A 22,064-nucleotide genomic window follows, 5' to 3' on the forward strand; every position below is an offset into this window, starting at 1 on the left:
GAAACGCCGGACACCCCTCGTCCGGAGCGACATCCATGTTTTCTTTCAACTATCTGTCGCTGGCCGCGGCTGCCCTGCTCGTTCCCTCGGTGTCGCATGCGGAAGACTTGGTTTTCAGCTTCGAAAACCAGACGAGCTACGCGATCGTCGAGCTTTACGCTTCGCCCAGCACCACCGCCGAGTGGGAAGAAGACATCCTCGGCCGCGATATACTGGAGGCCGGCGAGGCCGCGCGCGTGACCATCGCCGACGGCCGCAGGGCCTGCGAGTACGACCTGCGCGTGGTGTTCGAGGACGGCGATGTCATCGAAGACACCACCGACCTCTGCGAGACGGAAAGCTACACGATCACGGAGTGAGCCGGCAGGCGCTCAGGCGGCCCGTGCGAACAGCGCGCTCTTCGCCTTGCGGCCGGTGGCTCTGAGAACGCCATGGGCGCCGTCGAGCGCGCCGGGCACGAGTTCGAGCGCCAGGAAACGGTCACGCTCGTAGGGGCCGGGCATCGAAAGCTCGCCAGTCCTGTCGGCGCAGAAGCCGAACCTCGCGTAGTACGGTGCGTCGCCCACGAGCAGGATTGCCCCGTGGCCGAGGCGGCGCGCCTCATCAATCGCGTGCCGCATCAGCTTCGAGCCGATGCCGGCCGACTTGAGCGCAGGATCGACGGCGAGAGGCCCGAGCAGCAGGGCGGCCGGACCGCCCTCGCGCGCCGAGACATCCCACAGCCGCACCGTGCCCACGAGCGAGCCGTTCGCGTCGCGAGCAACGAAGGCAAGGCCTTCGGACGGGCGACGACCGCGCCGCAGCTTCTCCGACGACTTCCTCTTGCGGCCGCTTCCCATCGCGCGGTCGAGCAACGCCTCACGCGCGGCAATGTCGGTTGCCGCTTCCACGGCAATCACGAAATCCGCAACGGGTGCGAAATTGTCCTGCTGAAATTCCATCTCCACGGTCCTTCACGAGCGGAGGTTGTTCCACAAGCGAGCCCGCCGCCGGCACCGGCCGGCGACAGGATGATCCGAAGGGCTTGCGCCGCTTCAGATCACGTAGGATCGGAGCGGCTCGAAGCCATTGAAGGCAACCGCCGAGTAGGTGGTCGTGTAGGCGCCCGTGCCCTCGATCAGCACCTCATCGCCGATGGTCAGCGAGACCGGCAGCGGATACGGCGTCTTCTCGTAAAGCACGTCGGCCGAGTCGCAGGTCGGGCCAGCAAGCACGCACGGCTCCAGCGTGTCGCCGTCGCGCGGCGTCACGATCGGGTAGCGGATCGCCTCGTCCATCGTCTCGGCGAGACCGCCGAACTTGCCGATGTCGAGAAAGACCCAGCGCACATTGTCGTTGTCGGCCTTCTTCGAGATCAGCACGACTTCCGACTTGATGACGCCGGCGTTACCGACCATGCCGCGGCCCGGCTCGATGATCGTCTCGGGCAGGCGGTTGCCGAAGTGGCGCGACAGCGCACCGAAGATCGCCTGGCCATAGGCCTGCGCCGTCGGCACATCCTTGAGATAGCGGGTCGGGAAGCCGCCGCCCATGTTGACCATGCGCAGCAAGATGCCCTCGTCGGCCAGCGTCGAGAACACGAACTTCGCGTCCGCCAGAGCCTTGTCCCAGGCGCCGAGATCGGTCTGCTGCGAGCCGACATGGAAGGAAACGCCATAGGCGTCGAGGCCCATCGAGTAGGCGTGGCGCAGCACATCGACCGCCATGGCCGGCACGCAGCCGAACTTGCGCGACAGCGGCCATTCCGCACCTTCGCCATCGGTCAGGACGCGGCAGAACACGCGGCTGCCGGGAGCGGCGCGCGCGACTTTCTCCACTTCCTCGACGCAGTCGACCGCGAACAGGCGGATACCGAGCTGGAAGGCGCGTTCGATGTCGCGTTCCTTCTTGATGGTGTTGCCGTAGCTGATGCGCTCGGCCGGCGCGCCTGCATCCATCGCCATCTCGATCTCGGCGACCGAGGCGGTGTCGAAGGAGGAGCCGAGCCCGGCCAGCAGGCGCAGGATTTCCGGCGCGGGGTTGGCCTTCACAGCATAGTAGATCTTCGATTCGGGCAGTGCCCGCTCGAAGGCGTGGAAATTGTCGCGCACGACGTCGAGATCTACGACCAGGCAGGGGCCGGCCGGACGGCGGGTGGCGAGGAAGTCGAGAATACGCTGAGTGGCCATGTTCGTTCTCCGCATCTGCTCAAGCTGCAGGGCTTCGGCGCGCGGCCACGGCCCTGCGGTGGACAAAGGACGCGTTGCGGTGAGTCAGGGTCCAGCCGGTGGAGACACCGGACCGTGAAACGCGCATCGCGTGGCGGTGAACCCTCGCCTTGCGGCGAAAGTTCGCTTTGTCTGCCTCAGCTTTGGAAGGGGAGAACCATCCGCACTGCCGGCAATGAAGGTGTGCCTCTTCAGTAACCCCGGTCTATGGACGACCGGCAGAACACCAGAAAGGCCCGCACCGTCGTTGCTTCAAGGTGTCCTCGGTTCAGGCGGTTGGCCGACTGACCGACTGGAGTGGTTGGCTCCAGGTACCTTACCGTTTTCCTCACCGAACGAGGGGACGGCGGACACCCACAGGCACGTGCGACTTTGGGCAAGCGCGATATAGGGATAAGCCCCGTCACAATCAACGAAAAATTCGTGTCGGGTTGAAAAAAGCCGTGCGCTGAACGAAGCTGCGCACATCGTTTCCAAAGGTCGAACAATGCCGAGCCGCCACGATCCCTACAACGCGTTTCTGGACCACTCCGAACAGCCCGTCACAAGCGCCGGAAACGGCCCGCTTGCCGGGCTTTCGTTGGCGGTGAAGGACATCTTCGACATCGCCGGGCAGCGAACCGGGTGTGGCAACCCGCAGAAGCTGGCGGAGGCCCGGCCTGCCGAAGCCACTGCGCCCGCGCTCCAGGCGCTGTTCGATGCGGGCGCGCGATTCGCAGGGCGCACCCAGACCGAGGAACTGGCTTTTTCGCTGACCGGACAGAATGCGCACTACCCGTTTCCAATCAATCCGGTAGCGCCCGACCGTGTGACCGGGGGCTCGTCCTCCGGTTCGGTCGCAGCGGCCGCAGGCGGGCTGGCGGACATCGCGACCGGCTCCGACACCGGCGGATCGATCCGCGCGCCGGCAAGCTTCTGCGGGGTTATCGGATTGCGCACGACGCATAGGGCGATTTCTCTGGAGGGGGCGATGCCGCTTGCGCCGTCGCTCGACACGTTCGGCTGGTTCGCGAAGGATATCGGCACATATGAGAAGGTGGGCGAGGTGCTGCTGGGCGCGGCCCGCGGGCGGCTGAAGGCGGGCAATTTGCGAGTGCTTCGCCTGCCGGTGCTGGAGGCATTTCTTCTCGGCGATGCGGAAGCGCAGGAATATCGCCGTATGGAGGCTGCTGTCGGCGCAATCGTCGGCGCGCCCGCAAATGTCGCCCTGACCCACGAGATCGATGCGCTCTACTGGTGCTTTCGCAATATACAGGCGCACGAGGCCTGGGCTTCGCACGGCGCGTGGATCGGCGCGGCGGACCGGGGGCTTGGGCCGGGCGTCAAGGAGCGCTTCGCCTTCGGCTCGACGGTCAGTGCCGAGACCGCGCGGACCGAAACGGCGCGACGGCAGGCCTTCCTCGAAGAGCTGACCGCGCGTCTGGGGGACGACGGCGTATTCGTCATGCCGACGGTGCCGAGCGCCGCGCCTTTCAAGGATGCATCGTTCGACGACATCCAGACCTATCGCGAGGCGGCGCTGCGGCTGTTGTGCCTGTCCGGCCTTGCAGGCCTGCCGCAGATCACTTTGCCGCTAGGCACCGTCCACGGCGCGCCGTTCGGCATTTCGCTGCTGGGGCCGGCAGGCTCCGACATGGACCTGATCCACCTCGGGCGCACGATCCTGGAAGCAGAAGGGAAAGCCTGACCATGGACACGCTGACGCGGATGCGCGCATTCATCGACGTTGTCGAAGCCGAGGGTTTCTCCGCCGCAGCGCGAAAGATCGGACGGTCGAAGGCGCTTCTATCCAAATATGTGCGCGAGCTGGAAGACGAGCTTGGCGCACTGCTGCTCAACCGCACGACGCGCCAGTTCTCGCTGACGGAGACCGGCCACACCTATTTCAAGCGCGCGTCCGAGATCGTGCGCGAGATAGACAGCCTTGCCGACACGGTGCGTGATTCGGCTGGCGACGTGCGCGGGCGCATCAAGATCACCGCACCGCGCACCTTCTCCGACGCGCCCATCGGCCTGTCGCTGATCGACTTCGCCAAGGCGCATCCGGACATCGTGCTCGACATCCACCTCGACGACCGCTTCGTCGATCTGGTCGAGGAAGGCTACGACCTCGCCATCCGCATCACGCGGCTGGAAGATTCCTCGATGATCGCGCGCCGGCTTTCGCCATTCTCGCTCAAGATTTGCGCAGCACCCGCCTTTATCGAAAAGCACGGGATGCCGGAAAAGCCGCAGGATCTGGCGCGCATGCCCTGCATTATCGACACCAACGGACGCTGGCTTTCCAACTGGCCCTTCATGCGCGAAAACGGCGAGATGTTCTCGGTCGCCGTCTCCGGCCCGATCGAGGCGAACAGCCCGCTGACCACCCGGGCCGCCGCCGTTGCCGAACTGGGCTTTGCGCCGTTGCCGGACTTCATCGCCCAGCCGGCGCTCGACAGCGGCCAGCTTGTCTCTGTGCTGGACGACTGGGTGCCACGCGGCGGCGGCATCTTCGCCGTCTATCCGCACAGGCGCTACCTGCCGGCCAAGATCAGGGTGTTCGTAGACTTCCTCGTCCAGTGGTTCAAGCTGCGCGAGGGCGAGTGAGCCGTTCGCGCAAAACGGGGCGTCGAATGTCCCATTTTCGCCCCCTTTGTGCGGATGCTCGGGCGCGCATCGAAAAGGGACGGGCGACCTTGAGGCGAATCACCAGACGCGGACTGATCGCGGCCACCGCTGTCGCAGGCTGCCTTGTCGGCGCAGCGCCCGCTATGGCGCATCCGCACGTCTTTGCCGAGGCCAATCTGGAAGTCGCACTCGACGATGGCGGGATGGTCGTAGCCCTTCGCCACGTCTGGCGGTTCGACGACCTGTTTTCCAGCACCGTGCTGCTGGAGTTCGACAAGAACGCCGACCTCGTGCTGGACAATGCCGAACTGGAGGACGTCGGCGCGGTGATCCATGAATCGCTGGCCGAGTTCGACTATTTCCAGTTCGTCACGGCAAAGGGGCGCGACGTGAAGATGCAGGCGCCCGAACGCATCATGGCGAATTTCGAGGACAACCAGCTCATCATCCTTTTCGAGTCCCGCCCGGTGGAGCCGCTGAAGCTCGACGGCACCGTCGATTTCGGCGTATACGACCCGACCTTCTACACCGCCATCGACTTCTACGACGACAAGAGCCTCGTGGTCGCGGACCTGCCGCAGGGATGTACCCGCGCCGTCGTGCGCCCGGACCCCGACGAGGCGATAGCCATGAACCAGCAATCGCTCACCGACGCCTTCTTCAACGACCCGACGGGCGTCGACTACTCGAAGCTCTTCGCCACGAGACTCGAGCTCAACTGCACCGGACAGGGTTGACCGTGAAGAAGACCGCCACCCGCATCGTTTTCGCGCTGCTCGCGCTGACGTTCCTGCTCACGCATTTCGTCGGCCACGGCCACGCCCAGAGCTCGCTAGGCATCGGCACGAACGAGGCGACGCTGCCCTCGACCGGGCTGTTTGCAGGCGTCCTGAACTGGATCAACGTCCAGCAACAGGGTTTTTACCGCTCGCTGACGGGCGCGCTGCGAACCATGCGCGACGGCGGGGGCGGCACATGGCTTCTGGTGGGCCTGTCCTTCGCGTACGGGGTCTTTCATGCCGCCGGCCCCGGCCACGGCAAGGCTGTCATCTCATCCTACATGCTGGCCAACGAGGTGGCACTGCGCCGCGGCGTGATGCTCTCCTTCGTTTCGGCGATGCTGCAGGGCGTCACGGCCATCCTCATCATGAGCGCGGTGTTTCTGGTGCTGCGCGGAACCTCCGTTTCCATGACGGATGCGACCCGCTTTCTGGAGATCGCCAGCTACGTGCTGGTGATGGGCTTCGGCGCCTGGCTGCTGTGGCGCAAGGCGGGCCCACCGCTGCGCAGGCTTCTGGTCGGGGCGCCGGCGCACAGCCTGTCGTCCGCCGTGTCGCCCCATCACCATCACGACCATGCGCACCACCATCACCAGCACGACGATCATCATCACGATCATGCGCATCACCACCACCATGATGGCGAAGTCTGCTCGACCTGCGGCCATGCCCATGCTCCAGACCCGAAGCTGATTTCCGGCGACCGTTTCGACTGGAAGACTGCGTGGGCGGCCATCGTCGCAGTTGGCCTGCGGCCCTGCACCGGCGCGCTGATCGTGCTGTCGTTCGCCTTCCTGAACGGCCTTTGGGCCGGCGGCGTGCTTTCCGTGTTCGCCATGGCGCTTGGAACCGCGATCACGGTCTCGGCCCTTGCCATCATGGCGGTGACGGCCAAAAACTGGGCTGTCGCCTTCGCTGGCGATGGACGGGCCGGCAACCGCGTTCACACCACCATCGAAATCGCCGGCGCGGCCTTCGTGTTCCTGCTCGGCGCGGTGCTGCTGACGGCTGCCCTGTCAGTCTGACAGCTCATCCTCGATATGCGCACGGACGATGTCGTCGAAGCTGGCTTCGGCGGTGAAGCCCAGTTCACGCGCACGCCTGGCCTCGAAACGCGTGGGCCAGTTCTTGACCAGCGCCCAGATCGCATCGTCATGCTCCTCGCGGATGAGCGCGACGGCATCGCTGCCCGCCACGCGCTGCAGCGCCTCGATCTGCTCGCCGACGGTGACCGCGACACCCGGCAGCGTGATGTTGCGACGCGGGCCGACAGCAGCGCCATCCAGCGTGGCAGCATGCATGAGAAAGCCTACGGCCGAGCGCGGGCTGGCATGGGTGTGCATCACGTCGCGCGGGACCGGCAGCACGGCCGGCTGCCCTGCAAGCGGCTCGCGGATGATGTTGGAAAAGAAGCCCGACGCCGCCTTGTTGGGCTTGCCCGGCCTGACGCAGATGGTGGGAAACCGCAGGCCGATGCCGTCGAAATAGCCACGCCGCGTGTAATCGGTCAGAAGCGCTTCCGACATCAACTTCTGCGTGCCGTATGACGTTAGCGGCACGGTGTGGAAATCGTCGGGGATCACGTCGGGATACGGCCCGCCATAGACGGCGATGGACGAGGTGAACACCACGCGCGGCGCGTACTCCGCTTCGCGGATCGCATCGAACAGGGCGCGCGTGCCGTCGAGGTTGACGCGGTAGCCGAGTTCGAGATTGGCTTCCGCTTCGCCGGAGACCACGCCCGCCAGGTGGAAGATCAGGTCCGGCCTCTGCGCCACCAGTGCAGCCGAAGCGCCCACATCCGAAAGGTCGCCGACATGGACCGCGACGTGAATCTTGGGCGAGGAGACCGCGTCGAAAGGCACGACGTCGTGGAGGTCGAGCGCAGCGATGGCCCTTCCGCCGACGGCTCCTTCCTCCATCAGCTGACGGGTCAGTTTGCGCCCGACCATGCCGGCAGCGCCCGTGACGAGTATCCTCATGTCAATCCTCCCGATCGCGACGACTGCGCCCGCGCAGCCAGAACACTCCAAAAAAGGCCGCGACGAACAGCACGGCCATGATGCCCCCGACAACGGGCGAGGATTCGCCCACCGCCAGCATCAGCGTGGGCATGTAGAAGGCCACGAGGCCGAAGCCGAACAGGATGATGGCTGCGGCGATCGCAGAGTTGCGCGTGTTGCGGTCCATCAGTTGGTCAACCCGCCGTCGACGGGAATGGCGGTGCCCGTGGTGAAGGCCGCTTCGTCGCCCGCCAGATAGACCGCAAGTGCGGCGATCTCGGATGCCTCGCCGACGCGCCCCATGGGCTGGCGTGCGACGAACAGTTCGAGCGCCTTGTCCTTGCCGCCCATCGACCTGCCAAGTTCCTCCACCCGCTCCTCCCATGAAGGCGAGCGCACGGTACCGGGGCAGATGGCGTTGCAGCGCACGCCCCTGGTCACGAAATCCATCGCCACCGCCTTGGTCAGGCCAATGACGGCAGCCTTGGACGCCCCATAGGCGTAGCGGTTGGCGACCGCCTTCATCGATGAGGCGCATGAAGACATGTTGATGATCGAGGTCGTCGCACCGGTCTCGGCCGCCCGCTCGAGCATGCCGGGCAGAAAGGCGCGGATGGTGCGGTGCATGGCCTTGGCGTTGAGGTCGAAGGAGAAATCCCAGGCCTTGTCGTCGCACTCCAGCACCGTGCCATGATGCACGTAGCCGGCGACGTTGACGAGAATGTCGATCTTGCCGATCTTGGCCGCGTAGGCGTCCACGGCGCGCGTGGACAGGACGTCGAGCTTCCCCTTCTTCGCCCTCGCCAGTCCTTCGAGCTTGGAGCGGTCCACATCGGTCGCGTGTACGGTCGCGCCTTCCTTGACGAAGGCCTCCGCGATGGCGCGTCCGATGCCCTGCCCTGCCGCGGTCACCACCGCGACCTTGCCTTTCAGTCTTCCAGCCATGCGATGCGTTCTCCCTGGAGCATGTTGCAGACGGGTGGAAACACCCGGCGTCGCATACATGCGGCTAAACCAACAAGTTGGACCATGATGTCGTTCGAAAACCGGTTCCCACTTTTCGGCATCATGGTCTAGTGCAGGTGTGCGTGAGGCCGGCCGTCGGCGCAATGGCCGAATTCCGGCTCGACGGTGACATGCTCGATGCGATGCACCTTGGCCATGCGCAGCTTGATGTCGCAGATCGCTGCATGCGCATCCGCGCCGTCACGCAGGCAGGCGTGCAGCGTCGCCATGTTGCGCGCGCCGTCCAGCGACCAGACATGCATGTGATGAACGCCGACGACGCCTTCGATGTTCTTCTCGATATCGCGGGCGATGTTGTCGCGGTCGAGGCCGTGCGGCGCGCCTTCGAGCAACATGTGGCCGGCCTCGCGCACAAGCGTCCACGCGCTGCGGAAGAGCAGCAGCGCGACCAGCGCCGAAAGCATCGGGTCGATCGGATACCAGCCCGTGAGCAGGATGATGACCGCCGCCGCGATGGCAGCCACCGAGCCCAGCAGGTCGCCCACGACATGCAGGATAGCGCCGCGCATGTTGAGGCTCTCGCGGTCGCCGCCATGCAGCACGAAGAACGCGCCGATGTTCACCAGCAGCCCCAGCACCGCGATGGCCAGCATAGGGCCGCCGAGGATGGGCGAAGGTTCGGCCATCCGGTGCCACGCCTCGTAGACGATCCACATGCCGATGGCGAAGATGGTGAGGCCGTTGGTGTAGGCCACCAGCGTCTTGACCCGGTCGAAGCCGTAGGTCAGCCGCGAGGTGGCCGCGCGGCCGGCAAGGTGGAACGCGTACCACGCCAGAACGAGCGCCACCGTGTCAGACAGCATGTGGCCGGCATCGGCCAGCAGCGCCAGCGATCCCGTCAGCAGCCCACCGACGGCCTCTGCGATCATGAAGCCGCCCGTCAGGCAGGCGGCGATGAGAACGCGCGTCTTGTCGCTCGTGCCGTGGGCATGGCCATGCCCCCCGTGCGAGTGACCGTGGCTGGAATGGTCGTGCGCGTGACCGTGCGCCATTGCGACGTCCTCAATTGCCGAGGCTGGCTCGAATCTCGCCCAGCCGCCTGTTCTGGCGACCTTCACTATCGAAATTTTGCGGATCAAGCCACTCCTCGAAGGCGCGGCGGATCGTCGGCCAGTCCTTGTCGATCATGGCGAACCACGCCGTGTCTCGATTCCTGCCCTTCACGACGAGATGCTGGCGGAAGATGCCCTCGAAGTCGAAGCCGAAGCGAAGCGCCGCCTGTCGCGACGGATGGTTCTCGGCATTGCACTTCCACTCGAACCGTCGATAGCCGAGATCGTCGAAGGCATGGCGCGCGAACAGGAACAGCGCCTCGGTCGCAGCCGGCTTGCGGGCCACGGGATCGTTCCACAGTATGTTGCCGATCTCGATGACGCCATTGGCGGTGTCGATGCGCATGAAGCTCTGCCTGCCCGCGATCCGGCCGCTCTGCCTGTCGATGACCGTGAAATAGAACGGGTCGGTGCTCGCGGCGGCCTTGTCCAGCCACGGCTGGAACGCTGCCCAGTCCTGCGGCGCTTCGTCGTAGAGCCAGCGGAAGCGCTGGTCGCGATCTTCCGTCGCGACGGCGGCAAAAAGACCATCGCCGTGACACGCGATGTCCATCGGCTCCAGCCTCACATAGCGCCCTTCGAGCGGGCTACGGGCAGGCCGTTCGCGCGGCGTCCAGTTGCTGAGATCTTCCATCGGGGCCCTGCACGATTGACAAACCGGCGACGACGCTCACAAGAACACCCTGCCGGGACAAGAACCAGGGAGGGTAGCCCGAATGCTCCAAACCATCGACGCCTTCGATCGCATCGGCGAGGAAAACGCATTCGCGGTGCTGGCGCGCGCTACCGCGCTGGCCCAGTCGGGCAAGGACATCATCAATCTCGGCATCGGGCAGCCGGACTTCCGCACGCCGGAGCACATCGTCGACGCCGCCATCAAGGCGTTGCGCGACGGCCACCACGGCTACACCCCGGCGACCGGCCTGCTCGCCACGCGCGAGGCGGTCGCACGCCGCACGCTGACGACGACGGGCGTCGAGGTGTCGCCGGAAAACGTGATGATCATGCCCGGCGGCAAGCCGACCATGTTCGCCGCCATCCTGATGTTCGGCGCGCCCGGCACGGAAGTCCTCTATCCCGATCCCGGATTTCCCATCTACCGGTCGATGATCGAGTTCACCGGCGCCAAGCCGGTACCCGTACCAATTCGGGAAGAAAACGGCTTTGCGTTCTCGGCAGACGAAACCCTGTCGCTCATCACGCCGAAGACGCGGCTGCTCATCCTCAACTCGCCGGCAAATCCCACCGGCGGTGTGACGCCGCGTGCCGAGATCGAGAAACTGGTCAAGGGCCTCGCGGCGCATCCGCACGTCGCGATCATGTCGGACGAGATTTACGACGTGATGACCTATGACGGCGAGGAGCACGTCTCGCTTCTCACCTTCCCCGAAATCCGCGAGCGGCTGATCGTGCTGAACGGCTGGTCGAAGACCTGGGCGATGACTGGGTGGCGGATGGGTTGGTCTATATGGCCCAACTCTCCCGAGAGCGGCCGCCTGTACGACAAGGTGCGCAAGCTGGCTGTCAATTGCTGGTCTTGCGTCAATGCGCCGAGCCAGTTTGCAGGCATCGCCGCCATCGACGGCCCGCAGGACGAGGTGGAGAAGATGCTGCGCGCCTTCGACCGCCGCCGCAAGGTCGTGGTCGAGGGTCTGAACGGGCTTGAAGGCTTTTCCTGCATCACGCCGAAGGGCGCATTCTATGCGTTCCCCAACATTGCGGCCACCGGCAGGCCAGCCAAGGCTTTCGCCTCCGCTCTGCTTGAAGAGGCAGGCGTCGCGCTTATCGGCGGGCCGGATTTCGGCGTGCTGGGCGAAGGCTATCTGCGCCTGTCGTATGCCAACTCGGAAGAAAACATCCTTCGCGCCATCGAGCGGATAGCGGCCTTCCTCGGCCGCTGATTAAAGCATGTCTCCCGACAGTGGGAACCGGTTTCGGGACAAGGACATGCGTCCAAACAAGTAGCTAAAGTGCATGGCGCGAATCTCAAAGATCGCGAAGCACTTTAGAGCCCGTAGTAGAAATAGATCGTCGTGCAGGCGGCCAAGCCTGCAATGATGTTCATGGGTATGCCGACCCGCAGAAAATCCGCAAAGCGGTAATTGCCCGCACCGTAAACCAGCGTGTTCGTCTGGTAGCCGATCGGCGTGGCGAAGCTGGCACTGGCGGCGAACATGACGGCCACTACCAGCGGTCGCGGATCGATGCCGATCTGCGCGGCAAGTCCGATGACGATGGGTGTCACGACGACGGCCACGGCGTTGTTGGTAATCATCTCCGTCAGCACCGAGGTGAGCATGTAGATCGCGATCAGCGTGAGGAACGGCGGCGCGTTCGTCAGCATCGGCGCAACGGCCGATACGATCAGGTCGATGGCTCCCGTCTTCTGCATGCCGGCCCCGATTATGAGCATGGCGAAGATGAGCACGAGAATGGCCCCGTCGATCGAGCCCCAAGCCTCGTCGCTGTCGATGCAGCGCAGGAGCAGGATGCCGGCAACCGCGATCATCGCCAGTATGCCGATGTCGGCGACGTTGAAGGCGGCAAGCAGAACCACCGCCATCAATGCGATGAGCGCGATCGGCGCCTTGGAGCGGCGGAATGCACGCCCGCTGGTCTGAGTCACCGACACGAGGAAACCCTGCTGCGTCATGCGGTCGATGCCGTCGGGCGGGCCTTCGAGCAGCAGTTTGTCCGCGGGGCGCAGCAGCACGGTGTCCAGATCCCTGCCCGGCACGTGCTGGTGCCGGTGAACGCCGAGGATGCGAACGCCGAAACGGCTGCCCAACCCGAGCGCGCCAAGCGCCTGCCCCATCGATGCGCGATGCGGCGCGACGATGGCCTCCACGATCTGGGTATCCGAAGGCATGCCGCCCAGGCGGGCGCGCCCAACCCGCAGCGCCTTGTTTTCCCCCAGCGTCAACAATTGGGAGGACGTTGCCGCGATGATGAGCCGGTCGCCCTTGGCAAGCGTTTGCTCGGCCACGCCTTCGCGGATGACCTCGCCCGCCCGCTTCAGCCCCAGAACACGCAGCCCCGGCAGCTTGAGAGCGCCGATATTGCCGACGGGTTCAGTGGTGAAGTCGCCCTCGGCCAGGACGGCGATCTCGGTGAGGAACTCCGTATCGTCGGATTTGGACGAGGTGTCCGGCCGGTCGGGCAACAGCCAGCGCCCGAACACCAGCATCAGCGTGACGCCGGCTGCCGCCGTGATGATACCCACCGGCGTGATCTCGAAAATGGAGAATGCCTGCAGGCCCTGGTCCCGTGCCACGCCGTCGACGAGCAGGTTGGTGGACGTACCGATCAGCGTACAGGTGCCGCCCAGTATCGCGGCGTAGGAAATGGGGATCAGCAGCCGCGTCGATGCGATGTTGAGCTTCTGCGCAAGCTTGATGACGACGGGGATGAGGATGAGGACGACCGGCGTGTTGTTGACGAAGGCGGAAAACAGCACGGCCGCCGACAGCATCATGCCGATCGCCAGCAACGGCCGGTTGGACGACCAAGCCAGAATGAGCCCGGAGAAGCCTTCCAGCACGCCGGTACGCACCAGCGCGCCCGTCAGAACGAACATCGCGCCGATCGTCAGAGGCGCGGAATTGGAGAACACCGCCATCGCGTCTGCGGCCGGCAGAAGGCCGAGCACGATAAACATCGCCGCGCCCCCTGCGGCGGTCACCTCTGGCGGAAACCTCTCGAGAAGGAACGCGACGAAGGTGCCCAACACGATGACAAGCGCAACGTAGGGTTCGTAGCCGGCAATCAGGCTGTGCATCTAGCGGTCCGCTCCTGTACCTGCAGACAATAGGAAGCGACGGTACCCGGCTACATCGCCGGATGCGGAATCCCGCGTCAAGCTTATTATCCGCGGCCGACGAACGGCATCTTGGAAGCCATTACGGTCATGAAAAGCACGTTGGCCTCCAGCGGCAGGCTGGCCATGTGCACGACGGCATCGGCGACGTGCTCCACATCCATGAGTTGTTCCGGCGCGATCTCGCCATTGGCCTGCGGCACGCCCTCGCCGATGGGTGCTGCAAGCTCCGTCAGCGCGTTGCCGATGTCGATCTGGCCGCAGACGATGTCGAACGGGCGTCCGTCGAGCGCCAGCGTCTTGGTAAGCCCGGTGATCGCATGCTTGGTGGCGGTGTAGGGCACCGAGCCCGGTCGCGGCGCATAGGCGGAGATCGACCCGTTGTTGATGATGCGACCGCCCATCGGTTTCTGCCGCCTCATCATCCCGAACGCGGCCCGTGCGCACAGGAACGACCCCGTCAGGTTGACATCGACCACGTCGTGCCAGACCTCGACGGGTATCTCGTCTATCAGCGTCGATTTGTAGCCCATGCCGGCATTGTTGAAGAGCAGGTCGAGCCTGCCGAACTCGGCGTCGATGCGACCGAAAAGCCTTTCGACCTGGTCGGCGCGGGAAACGTCGCAGACCACCGCCAGCGCCCGCCCGCCATCCGTGCCCGCCGCGGCGACGGCTTCCTCGAGCTTGTCGATTCGCCTGCCGGTAAAGACCGTGTCCCAGCCGCTCTTCACCAGCGCGATTGCGACGCTTCTGCCCACGCCGGTGCCTGCGCCCGTGACAAGCGCGATCTTTCCTTCAGCCATGCGAACTTCCTCCACGTTTCAGTAGAGTTGATTTGCAGATGGTAACGGGGATGGCAAGCGGTGAGGGCTCAAAGAAAGGGCGGTCGTGGGGACCGCCCTTAATCTGAATCGAGCTTGGGAGGAGGAAAGCCGATCCGACTTCGTTCAGATTGAACCTGATTCGTTAACGATACGTTAACGCCGTTCAGCCGAGCGCCGGCAGGAACGGGCTGCCCGCAAGAGCTTGCGCGAAGACCAAAATGACGAACAGCGAGAACGCCGCCGCGACCATCCGGACCGGCCGGCGCTCGTGCGGGCCGAACAACGCCACGGAGAGAAGGCCGAACACCGGCAGGAAGTGCATGGCGTGCGTGGCGAAGAAATGCGCCACCCGCAGGTCGCCGCCGTCGCGCGCCCACCCCATCAACGCGAGGCCTTCGCTGCCGGCCTGCGTACCGCCGACCCAGTGCGACCCCATGCTGCTCATGACGCCGGCGGTCAGAAGCGTGAGCGGCAGCGTCAGTGCAAGGCCGAGCACGACGCTCTCGCGAAACGCCGGCGGCAGCCTGAGGGCGCCGTTGCGCGCGATCTGCCACGCATAGACGGCCGACACGGAAGTAATGAGAACCGCCGCGGCACCCATCGCCCCGTAGATTGCCTGCCCGAACGCGGTGGGGTTGAAATGCGACGAGGTGCCCATGGCGGCCGCGCCGCCGATCCACAGGATCTCGACAATGGCAGCGAGCACCGCCGATGCCGCAAACACGCGGTACCAACGCTTGTCGCGAGTGCCGGCGGGCAGCCAGCGCGCGAAGAACGCGAGCGTGAGAAAATAGACCGCCAGCGAAAACTGAAACTTGAGCGGCTTGAGCCAGACATTGACGCCCTGAAACGTTCGTTCATCCACAAGGTAGGCAAATAAGGTCGGCGCCATCAGCGCCAGCATCATTAGTCCCAGCACGCCGAACGCCGGCTCGTGGCGCGTGATGGCGTCCAGCGCCCTGCGGCGATCCATGGTGATGAAGCGTGCGTCCTCGATCATGGCCGTGGTCATGGCGAAACTCCTCGATGCGATCAGTTGGCGGGACGAAGGCGATGCGCCGGCAAGACCGCGCGCAGCGCGACGAAGGCCAGATAGCCTGCGGGGCCGAACAGGAACGTCAGCGGCAGGCAGGGCAGCACCAGCCAGAAGGCGATACCTTCCTTTCGCGCCGTGCGGACGATCCACGCGCCGACGAAAAGGTCGAACGCCAGATAGTGCAGCCAGCCGGCCAGCAGCAGCTCCCGCGTCTCAAACAGCAGAGCGACATTGTCGAGCGTGTCGAAACCACCCTCCGCTCCGCTCCAGAACGCCAATATCAGCCCGACATAGGCGACTGACAGCAGGGCAGGCACGAAGAGCCCGGCGACACGGTCCGAAATCGCGGGGATCAACGGGCTGGCCAGCAGCGTGACCCAACCAGCCATCGCAACCAATCCGCTGAACTGAAAGATCGTGTCGGGGTCCATCTCGCCTCTCCATTCTTGTCACCGTCAAGATTGGTGATTATCTTTACGACGTCAAGATTTATTTTTACGATGGAAAGATTGAAATGCTCTGAGGCATCGGGCAAGCACAGGATGAGCAGGCGAAAGGACGACGCACGAGCATGACACGCAAGAAGGCCACCGAACGCGGCAGCTACCACCATGGCGATCTTCGCCGGGCGCTGCTCGTGGCCGCGGAACAGGAACTGACGGAAAAGGGCTTCGAGGGTTTCACGCTGCGCAGCTGCGCCAAACGGGCGGGCGTGTCGCATGCCGCGCCCGCGCATCATTTCGGCGACATGACCGGCCTGCTGTCGGCACTCGCCGCCGAAGGCTTCGAGCGCTTCCTGAAGGTGACGACCGCGCGGGTGGAGAAGGCCGGGACCGACGATCCGGACGCGCGGATGATTGCGATGGGGCTCGGCTATGTCGAGTTCGCCCGCGCCAACCCGGCTTTGTTCACGCTGATGTTTTCGTCCAAGAAGCCCGATCACGACGACGAGCGGCTGAGGCAGGCCGGGACGGCCGCCTTCGCGCAGCTCGTGGGGGGCGTCGCCGCGATGATCGGCAGCGAAGACCCGCTTTCATCCAGGGAAGGCCGGCGGCGCGTCGCCGCCACCTGGGCAATCGTCCACGGCCTGTCTCACCTGCTGCTTTCGCAGCAGATGAAATTTCTCGAAGGCCAGAGCGAGGAAGAGCTTCAGGCGGATATCGCCGCGATCATAGGCGTTATCAGACCACGCTGAATCCCGTCAAACCGCCGCGTCGGTCTTTACCTCGGAGACGGTCGCCTCGATATGGTCGACCAGCGCATCGGGCAGCTTGAGGCGACCGGCGAGCATGTCGAGGTAGCCGCGCTCGGCACGGGTTCTCGGCTCGATCGCGAGGCGCGACGCCGTGTAAAGCTCCACCTTCTGTGCGTCGGTCTGGGCGGCATTCACCAGCGCATCGAGATCGACCGGCTTGTCGATTTCGGCCAGCAGGAACTCCTCGGCCTCTGCGCCGATGCCCGAAAGCTGCAGCTTGTCGGCAATGCGGGCGCGCTCGGCGGCGTCGATATGGCCGTCAGCGCGGGCAGCGGCAATCATGGCGCGGGCGACAGCCAGCGCAAATTCGCCTTCGCCCTGCGGTGCCTGCGCGGGATGAAAGGGAGTGTCGGAAGGCGGCGGCAGCAGCTCGGGTTGGGTGCTTGCCGGCGCGGCACTCCCGGGCTGGTCGCCGTTCTTGTAGTTCTGGTATGCCTTGTAGGCCAAACCTGCGACAGCCGCCATGCCGCCAAGCTTCAGCGCCGAGCCGGTGATCGACCGCCCTGCCCCGGTACCCAGAAGCACCGCTGCGAGCGCACCTGCGGCCAGCGGGTTGTCGCGCGCCATCTGGGCAGCCTGCCCCGCCTTGTCGCGCACGGTCCCTTCCGTCCCTGGCACCTTGGAACCCAGCAGGTCGTCCAGCAGCTTTCTCGCATCGAGCATTGAGCGTTCCTCGCAGTTTTGACGTGATCCCGAACCATGAAGGCGCAGGGTCCGTCAGAGGTAGGCAGGCCACCCCGTCATTGCAATGACACCGCGCGAATTATGCCTCAACGGCCGATATGGGGCGGGGTTCCGCGTGCAGCGGCCAGTTCCACCTGCCGCTGCCGCTCCGCATATCGGACGCGATCGTCCTCGCTGCGTGCATCGTGACAGCGATGGCACGACACACCCTCGACATAGTGAGGCAGGAGCCGCTCCTCCGCGGTGAGCGGATGGCGGCAGGCGCGGCACAGCGCGGCTTCGCCTTCCTTCAGCCCATGGGTCACGGAGACGCGCTCGTCGAAGACGAAGCATTCCCCCTGCCACAGACTTTCCGCCTCCGGCACCTCTTCCAGATATTTCAGGATGCCGCCCTTGAGGTGATAGACCTCCTCGAGCCCGAGGGAGCGCATGTAGGCCGTCGCCTTCTCGCAGCGGATGCCGCCGGTGCAGAACATCGCCACCTTGCGCCCCTGCAGCTCGTCGCGATGCGCCTGTGCCCATTCGGGAAACTCGCTGAAGCTGCCCGTGCCGGGATCGACCGCGCCGCGAAACGTGCCGAGAGCCGTTTCGTAATCGTTGCGCGTGTCGATGACGACCGTATCGGGATCGCTCACCAGCGCATTCCAGTCTGCGGGGTCGACATAGGTTCCCGCATTTGCCACCGGGTCCAGATCTTCGACGCCCATGGTGACGATCTCGCGCTTGACGCGGACCTTCATGCGGTGGAACGGCATCTGAGAGGCCGAGCTGTATTTCAGTTCGAGGCCGGCGAGTTCGGGAATGGCTTCCAGATGCGCGATGAGTTCTTCTATCGCTGCTGCGCTTCCCGCCACCGTGCCGTTGATGCCCTCATGGGCCAACAGCAGCGTACCCTTGATACCGCGCGAGCAACACAGGCTGGCCAGCGGCTCGCGCAGGGCGCGCCACTGCGGCAGCGCCGCAAAGCGATAGAGCGCCGCGACCACGATCGGCCCCGAACTGGTTGGTGAGTTGGTTTCCATCGCGCGCTACTATCTCCACTCGGTGGCGCTTTCAAGTTTGTCCACGCCCCTCGCTCCCGCCCGACAATGCGCGCGGCAACGGAGGCGAATGCATGCTGGACACGACGGTGATGGCGGAAATCGAGAAGGTCGCGAGGGGATTGGGGATCGAGACCGCCGCACTGGCAGCGGTGGCACATATCGAGAGCGGCCTGAGGACGCACGCTATCGTCAATGGCAGGCCGGAGCCTCTCATCCGCTTCGAAGGCCACTATTTCGATCGTCGCCTGTCGGGCCCGAAGCAGCAGCAGGCCCGGCGCGAAGGCCTGTCCTCGCCCAACGCGGGCGCTGTCGCCAACCCCGCCACGCAGGCAGCGCGATGGAAGCTCGTGGCGCGTGCGGTCGTCATCGATCACACGGCCGCGCACGAGTCGGTCTCATGGGGCATAGGTCAGGTGATGGGCGCACACTGGTCGTGGCTGGGCTATGCGAGTGTCGATGCGCTCGTGCGCGAGGCGAGAGACGGCGTCGCCGGCCAGATGCGGCTAATGGCGCGCTATATCGACAAAGCCGGCCTCGCTGACGCGCTGAGGCGGCGCGACTGGGCAGCCTTCGCGCGCGGCTACAATGGCCCCGGCTTTCGGGCTAACGACTACGACCGCAAGCTGGCCAGAGCCTATGCGCGATACCGGCTACGCACGAACGGTGTGCCGGCTTCGAGGCTGCTCAGGCTCGGCGCAAAGGGCGACGCGGTGCGCGAGCTCCAGCAGGCACTTGCGCGTCATGGCCATCCGCTTGCACAGGACGGCGTCTTCGGCCTGAAGACCGATGCGGCGGTGCGCTCGTTCCAGCGCTGGAACGGCCTTGTGGAGGACGGTATCGTCGGACCGCATACCCAGGCGGCGCTGGCCGAACCCGATCGCTCAAACAGTACGCTGGCACACTGGTTGAAGAGCCTCTTCACCAGCATTTTCGCGCCACGGCCGATTTGACCGCAGCCGTCCACGCGGCGTATGGCGTGGACAGCAAGGGACGCGTCTGCTAGATGCGTCGGCGGTTAAATCGATTGAAATTTCGCGGAGCGCTCGACATGACTGCGACAGGACAGAGAACCGACAAGCTTCTGGCCATCATGGAAAGCCAGCCCGTGATACCGGTGCTCAAGATCGACCGTGTCGCAGACGCTGTACCGCTTGCCCGGGCGCTGGCACGCGGCGGCCTGCCGGCAATCGAAATCACTCTGCGTACGCCCGCTGCGCTCGACGCGATCCGCGCGGCAAGCTCGGAGGTACCGGAAGCGCTCGTAGGCGCCGGCACGATCCTCAATCCCGAGCAGTTTGCGCAGGCCGAGGCTGCGGGCGCCCGTTTCATCGTCAGCCCCGGGCTCACGCCGGCGCTGATCGAAGCGGCATCGAAAAGCGACGTGCCGCTTCTGCCGGGCGCGATCACGCCCGGCGAACTGATGGCTGCAGCCGATCGCGGCTATTCGCTGCTGAAATTCTTTCCCGCCGAACAGGCAGGCGGCGCGGCGTTTCTCAAATCGCTATCCTCGCCCTTTGCCGGCATTCGCTTCTGCCCCACGGGCGGTGTTGGCGAGAAGAACGCGACCGACTACCTGTCGCTGCCCAACGTCGTTTGCGTGGGCGGCTCGTGGGTCGCGCCCGACGCGCTCGTCGCGGCTGGCAAATGGGATGAGATAGAGGCGCTTGCGAAGGCGGCGTCAACGCTGAAGCGCTGACGCCGTCTTTCTCAGATCAATTCGTTGCGAAACGTGCCGCCGGCAGGAACGTCACGGCCTTGCCGGTAAAGCGGTTCACGTCGGCACTGCTCGGCGCGTTGCGCTGGAAACCGGCAGTATAAACGGTCTGCGGAGCGGACCAGACGACTTGGTGTGCTGCTGCCGGTTGAGCACTGCCGCCGGCATTCGCCACGGTCACGTCACGCTGGAAAGCCCAGCGGGTCAGTTCATGCTCCACCGGGACCGCCACCGAGCGGCGGTCCGGGCGTGCATCCGCCGCACGCGGCTTGGACGACTTTCCGGTGGTGCGCACGCCGGAGTCGAGTGCGGCAACCGCGTCGGAGCCCGCTGCTCGGCCCATCACGGCCACCCTCGGCGATGCCGTGACCGAAGCGAGCGACCCCTGCTTGCGAGGCTCCATGCCCAGCGCTGCCGCAGGAAGATCACCGATCGGCCCGTCGGACACGGTCGTTCTCTCGGTGCTCGGCAGGGATGCCAGCACGAACACGTCGCCACTCGCGTCGCTGGCATCGGGCAATGCCGCGACCTGCAATCCGGCCGGTTCTTCACTGTCGATCCTCGGGCGCAGGCTCGGCACAGGCGCGTTGATGATGACGTCTGCGCGCGCCTCGGTAGCGGTCATCGCCAGCATCTCGGAGATTGCATTCGAGCCGCCGCCACGCTGCGCATCACCCGCAATGGCCGAGATCGGCAAATCCTCGGATGGCGTTTCGGCTGCCGCGACCTGCACCGCCGGAGCCGGCGAATAGTCGGGCCTGCGGGTCGGGATGGGCATGTTCAGGGCGACAGCCGTTTCCTCGGCCGCCGGTGCGACCGGCTGCTGCGCTTGCGGCATGTCTGCGATCAGCGGAGCAGCGGGTGCGGCGCCGATATCGACCGTCGGTCGTGGTGCAGCGCCCGGCACAGGAACGCTGCGCGCCGGCAGGGCCGCGATGATGGTCTCCGGCGTGTTGCGGGCCGGAGCAGGCTCTGCTGCCGGTGCCGGGCGTGAAGCCGCGACCGCTGCGGCCGGCACAGGAGCCGCCGCTGCCGGAGCGTTGTTGGCATTGTTGTTGCGATTGTTGCCGCCGAAGAGCGTGGCCAGAAGCCCGCCGCCGGAACCGCCGCGCTCGCTGCCGGAATCCGATGAGGCGCTGGCGATCTGAACACTAGCGCCGGAACGCTGACGGGACTTGTAAGCGGCCATGGCCTGCTCGTAGCCCGGAAGCGGCTTGCCATCGCTGGGAACGTGGATCGTCCTGCCATCCGGGAACAGCGCCATCAGCTCGCTGCGGTTCATACGCGGCCATGAGCGAACATTGCCGACATCCAGATGCACGAAGGGCGAGCCCGACTTGGGATAGAACCCGACGCCGCCACCCTCGGCCCTGAAGCCCGCGGCGCGGATCTTCGAGATCGGTATGCCGGGAATGTAGAAATCGATGGCCTTGCCGAGCGTGTGCTGGCTGTTCTTGGCGACACCCGAAGAGCGGTTGCGCAGCATCGAATTGGTCGCCGGCGAGCGGTAGGCCGACACGACGTGGATATAGTCGCTCGCGCCGACCGAGCGATAGACTTCCCAGAGAAGGTCGAGAACCTTCGGGTCCATCTTCGCCGGCTCGTTGCGTCGCCAGTCGCGCAGGAAGCGGTTCACCTCGTTCAGGCCGCGCTGGTCGTAGCGGCCGTTGCGCATGTAGGTGATCTCTGCGCGTTCCTTAGTGTGGATGAAATACAGCTTGAGACTGCGGGTCTGCGCGCTGGCAGGAGCTGTGGCGGAGAGTGAGACAATCGCTGCAACGACGAGACATCCCAGCCATTTCAGCCGGGCAATCCCCTCAAACCGCCGCACGATTTCAGTTCGGTCCAGTATGCTCAAAACGCGTCGCCTTATCGGCTGTTGATTGGTCCCCGGAACAGAATGCTCGGGCTCGAATAACGCCCAACTATCATTCCTAATGGTTAATCCCCGCTTATTGAAGCACGAATGCGGGCAGACCATGGCGACATGATGGCGCTTATCCACAAAGGCCGG

General features: G+C 65.1%; 23 protein-coding genes. 9 read left to right on the top strand and 14 right to left on the bottom strand.

All coding sequences use genetic code 11. The annotated features are described in order from the left end of the window. Positions 1 to 35 precede the first annotated feature (35 nt). Positions 36 to 359, top strand: coding sequence for a hypothetical protein (locus FY036_RS19925; protein WP_148916512.1), 324 nt, complete (start codon positions 36 to 38; stop codon positions 357 to 359). A 12-nt stretch (positions 360 to 371) separates the two neighbouring features. Here the strand turns inward: FY036_RS19925 and FY036_RS19930 are convergent, their stop codons facing one another. Next, on the bottom strand, positions 372 to 941 hold the full coding sequence (locus FY036_RS19930) for a GNAT family N-acetyltransferase (protein ID WP_148916513.1): 570 nt from the start codon (positions 939 to 941) through the stop codon (positions 372 to 374). A gap of 93 nt (positions 942 to 1,034) precedes the next feature. After that, positions 1,035 to 2,168 (bottom strand): ornithine/lysine decarboxylase, encoded by a 1,134-nt coding sequence (gene odc2, locus FY036_RS19935; RefSeq protein WP_148916514.1) that lies wholly within the window; start codon positions 2,166 to 2,168, stop codon positions 1,035 to 1,037. A gap of 526 nt (positions 2,169 to 2,694) precedes the next feature. On the opposite strand from odc2, the gene FY036_RS19940 reads away from it, so the two are divergent. The 4 genes from FY036_RS19940 to FY036_RS19955 all read left to right on the top strand — a co-directional run bounded on the left by FY036_RS19940 (position 2,695) and on the right by FY036_RS19955 (position 6,621). After that, complete coding sequence (locus FY036_RS19940) at positions 2,695 to 3,894, top strand: amidase (RefSeq protein ID WP_148916515.1); 1,200 nt, start codon at positions 2,695 to 2,697, stop codon at positions 3,892 to 3,894. Positions 3,895 to 3,896: 2 nt separating this feature from the next. Then, positions 3,897 to 4,796 (top strand): LysR family transcriptional regulator, encoded by a 900-nt coding sequence (locus FY036_RS19945; protein WP_148916516.1) that lies wholly within the window; start codon positions 3,897 to 3,899, stop codon positions 4,794 to 4,796. 89 nt (positions 4,797 to 4,885) lie between these two features. Beyond that, positions 4,886 to 5,554, top strand: coding sequence for a DUF1007 family protein (locus FY036_RS19950; protein WP_407941196.1), 669 nt, complete (start codon positions 4,886 to 4,888; stop codon positions 5,552 to 5,554). 2 nt (positions 5,555 to 5,556) lie between these two features. Continuing rightward, a complete protein-coding gene (locus FY036_RS19955) occupies positions 5,557 to 6,621 on the top strand; it encodes a nickel/cobalt transporter (RefSeq protein WP_201744816.1) in 1,065 nt (354 codons plus the stop codon). On the opposite strand, the gene denD is transcribed toward FY036_RS19955, so the two are convergent. The 5 genes from denD to FY036_RS19980 all read right to left on the bottom strand — a co-directional run bounded on the left by denD (position 6,613) and on the right by FY036_RS19980 (position 10,311). Next, the gene (denD, locus tag FY036_RS19960) at positions 6,613 to 7,578 is read right to left on the bottom strand and encodes a D-erythronate dehydrogenase (protein ID WP_148916518.1); all 966 of its coding nucleotides are present in this window, start codon (positions 7,576 to 7,578) and stop codon (positions 6,613 to 6,615) included. The genes FY036_RS19955 and denD overlap by 9 nt on opposite strands. A 1-nt stretch (position 7,579) precedes the next feature. Continuing rightward, positions 7,580 to 7,786: a hypothetical protein gene (locus FY036_RS19965; protein WP_148916519.1), complete on the bottom strand. Its 207-nt coding sequence runs from the start codon at positions 7,784 to 7,786 to the stop codon at positions 7,580 to 7,582. After that, entirely contained in the window at positions 7,786 to 8,544 is a 759-nt protein-coding gene (locus tag FY036_RS19970) for an SDR family oxidoreductase (RefSeq protein ID WP_148916520.1), read from the bottom strand. Before FY036_RS19970 ends, FY036_RS19965 begins: the two co-directional genes overlap by 1 nt. Before the next feature lie 128 nt (positions 8,545 to 8,672). Further along, complete coding sequence (locus FY036_RS19975) at positions 8,673 to 9,617, bottom strand: cation diffusion facilitator family transporter (RefSeq protein WP_148916521.1); 945 nt, start codon at positions 9,615 to 9,617, stop codon at positions 8,673 to 8,675. 10 nt (positions 9,618 to 9,627) lie between these two features. Next, positions 9,628 to 10,311 carry a GNAT family N-acetyltransferase gene (locus FY036_RS19980; RefSeq protein WP_148916522.1) on the bottom strand — a complete coding sequence of 228 codons (684 nt, stop codon included), beginning with the start codon at positions 10,309 to 10,311 and terminating at the stop codon, positions 9,628 to 9,630. 82 nt (positions 10,312 to 10,393) lie between these two features. Between FY036_RS19980 and FY036_RS19985 the strand changes: the two genes are divergently transcribed. Further along, positions 10,394 to 11,578 carry a pyridoxal phosphate-dependent aminotransferase gene (locus tag FY036_RS19985; protein ID WP_148916523.1) on the top strand — a complete coding sequence of 395 codons (1,185 nt, stop codon included), beginning with the start codon at positions 10,394 to 10,396 and terminating at the stop codon, positions 11,576 to 11,578. Between the two features lie 104 nt (positions 11,579 to 11,682). On the opposite strand, the gene FY036_RS19990 is transcribed toward FY036_RS19985, so the two are convergent. From FY036_RS19990 to FY036_RS20005, 4 genes are all read right to left on the bottom strand, one after another. Further along, entirely contained in the window at positions 11,683 to 13,455 is a 1,773-nt protein-coding gene (locus tag FY036_RS19990) for an SLC13 family permease (RefSeq protein ID WP_148916524.1), read from the bottom strand. 86 nt (positions 13,456 to 13,541) lie between these two features. Next, complete coding sequence (locus tag FY036_RS19995; RefSeq protein WP_148916525.1) at positions 13,542 to 14,297, bottom strand: SDR family oxidoreductase; 756 nt, start codon at positions 14,295 to 14,297, stop codon at positions 13,542 to 13,544. A 184-nt stretch (positions 14,298 to 14,481) separates the two neighbouring features. Further along, entirely contained in the window at positions 14,482 to 15,330 is an 849-nt protein-coding gene (locus FY036_RS20000; RefSeq protein WP_148916526.1) for a hypothetical protein, read from the bottom strand. A gap of 20 nt (positions 15,331 to 15,350) precedes the next feature. Beyond that, positions 15,351 to 15,785 (bottom strand): ABA4-like family protein, encoded by a 435-nt coding sequence (locus FY036_RS20005; RefSeq protein WP_148916527.1) that lies wholly within the window; start codon positions 15,783 to 15,785, stop codon positions 15,351 to 15,353. A 140-nt stretch (positions 15,786 to 15,925) separates the two neighbouring features. Between FY036_RS20005 and FY036_RS20010 the strand changes: the two genes are divergently transcribed. Further along, a complete protein-coding gene (locus FY036_RS20010; protein ID WP_148916528.1) occupies positions 15,926 to 16,549 on the top strand; it encodes a TetR/AcrR family transcriptional regulator in 624 nt (207 codons plus the stop codon). A 6-nt stretch (positions 16,550 to 16,555) separates the two neighbouring features. Here FY036_RS20010 and FY036_RS20015 read toward each other — a convergent pair whose 3' ends face one another. Then, positions 16,556 to 17,272, bottom strand: a complete 717-nt coding sequence (locus tag FY036_RS20015) for a tellurite resistance TerB family protein (RefSeq protein WP_148916529.1) — start codon at positions 17,270 to 17,272, stop codon at positions 16,556 to 16,558. A 107-nt stretch (positions 17,273 to 17,379) separates the two neighbouring features. After that, positions 17,380 to 18,315 (bottom strand): oxygen-dependent tRNA uridine(34) hydroxylase TrhO, encoded by a 936-nt coding sequence (gene trhO / locus FY036_RS20020; protein ID WP_148916530.1) that lies wholly within the window; start codon positions 18,313 to 18,315, stop codon positions 17,380 to 17,382. A gap of 92 nt (positions 18,316 to 18,407) precedes the next feature. Here trhO and FY036_RS20025 point away from each other — a divergent pair, with 92 nt between their 5' ends. Together FY036_RS20025 and FY036_RS20030 are read left to right on the top strand one after the other, a co-directional pair. Then, the gene (locus tag FY036_RS20025; RefSeq protein ID WP_148916531.1) at positions 18,408 to 19,286 is read left to right on the top strand and encodes an N-acetylmuramidase domain-containing protein; all 879 of its coding nucleotides are present in this window, start codon (positions 18,408 to 18,410) and stop codon (positions 19,284 to 19,286) included. A gap of 98 nt (positions 19,287 to 19,384) precedes the next feature. After that, the gene (locus tag FY036_RS20030) at positions 19,385 to 20,032 is read left to right on the top strand and encodes a 2-dehydro-3-deoxy-phosphogluconate aldolase (protein WP_148916532.1); all 648 of its coding nucleotides are present in this window, start codon (positions 19,385 to 19,387) and stop codon (positions 20,030 to 20,032) included. A 16-nt stretch (positions 20,033 to 20,048) separates the two neighbouring features. On the opposite strand, the gene FY036_RS20035 is transcribed toward FY036_RS20030, so the two are convergent. After that, positions 20,049 to 21,908 carry a DUF882 domain-containing protein gene (locus FY036_RS20035; RefSeq protein ID WP_235897731.1) on the bottom strand — a complete coding sequence of 620 codons (1,860 nt, stop codon included), beginning with the start codon at positions 21,906 to 21,908 and terminating at the stop codon, positions 20,049 to 20,051. Between the last annotated feature and the right edge of the window lie 156 nt (positions 21,909 to 22,064).

The sequence above is a fragment of the Neoaquamicrobium microcysteis genome (genome assembly GCF_008180155.1).
GTDB classification, from domain to species: domain Bacteria; phylum Pseudomonadota; class Alphaproteobacteria; order Rhizobiales; family Rhizobiaceae; genus Aerobium; species Aerobium microcysteis.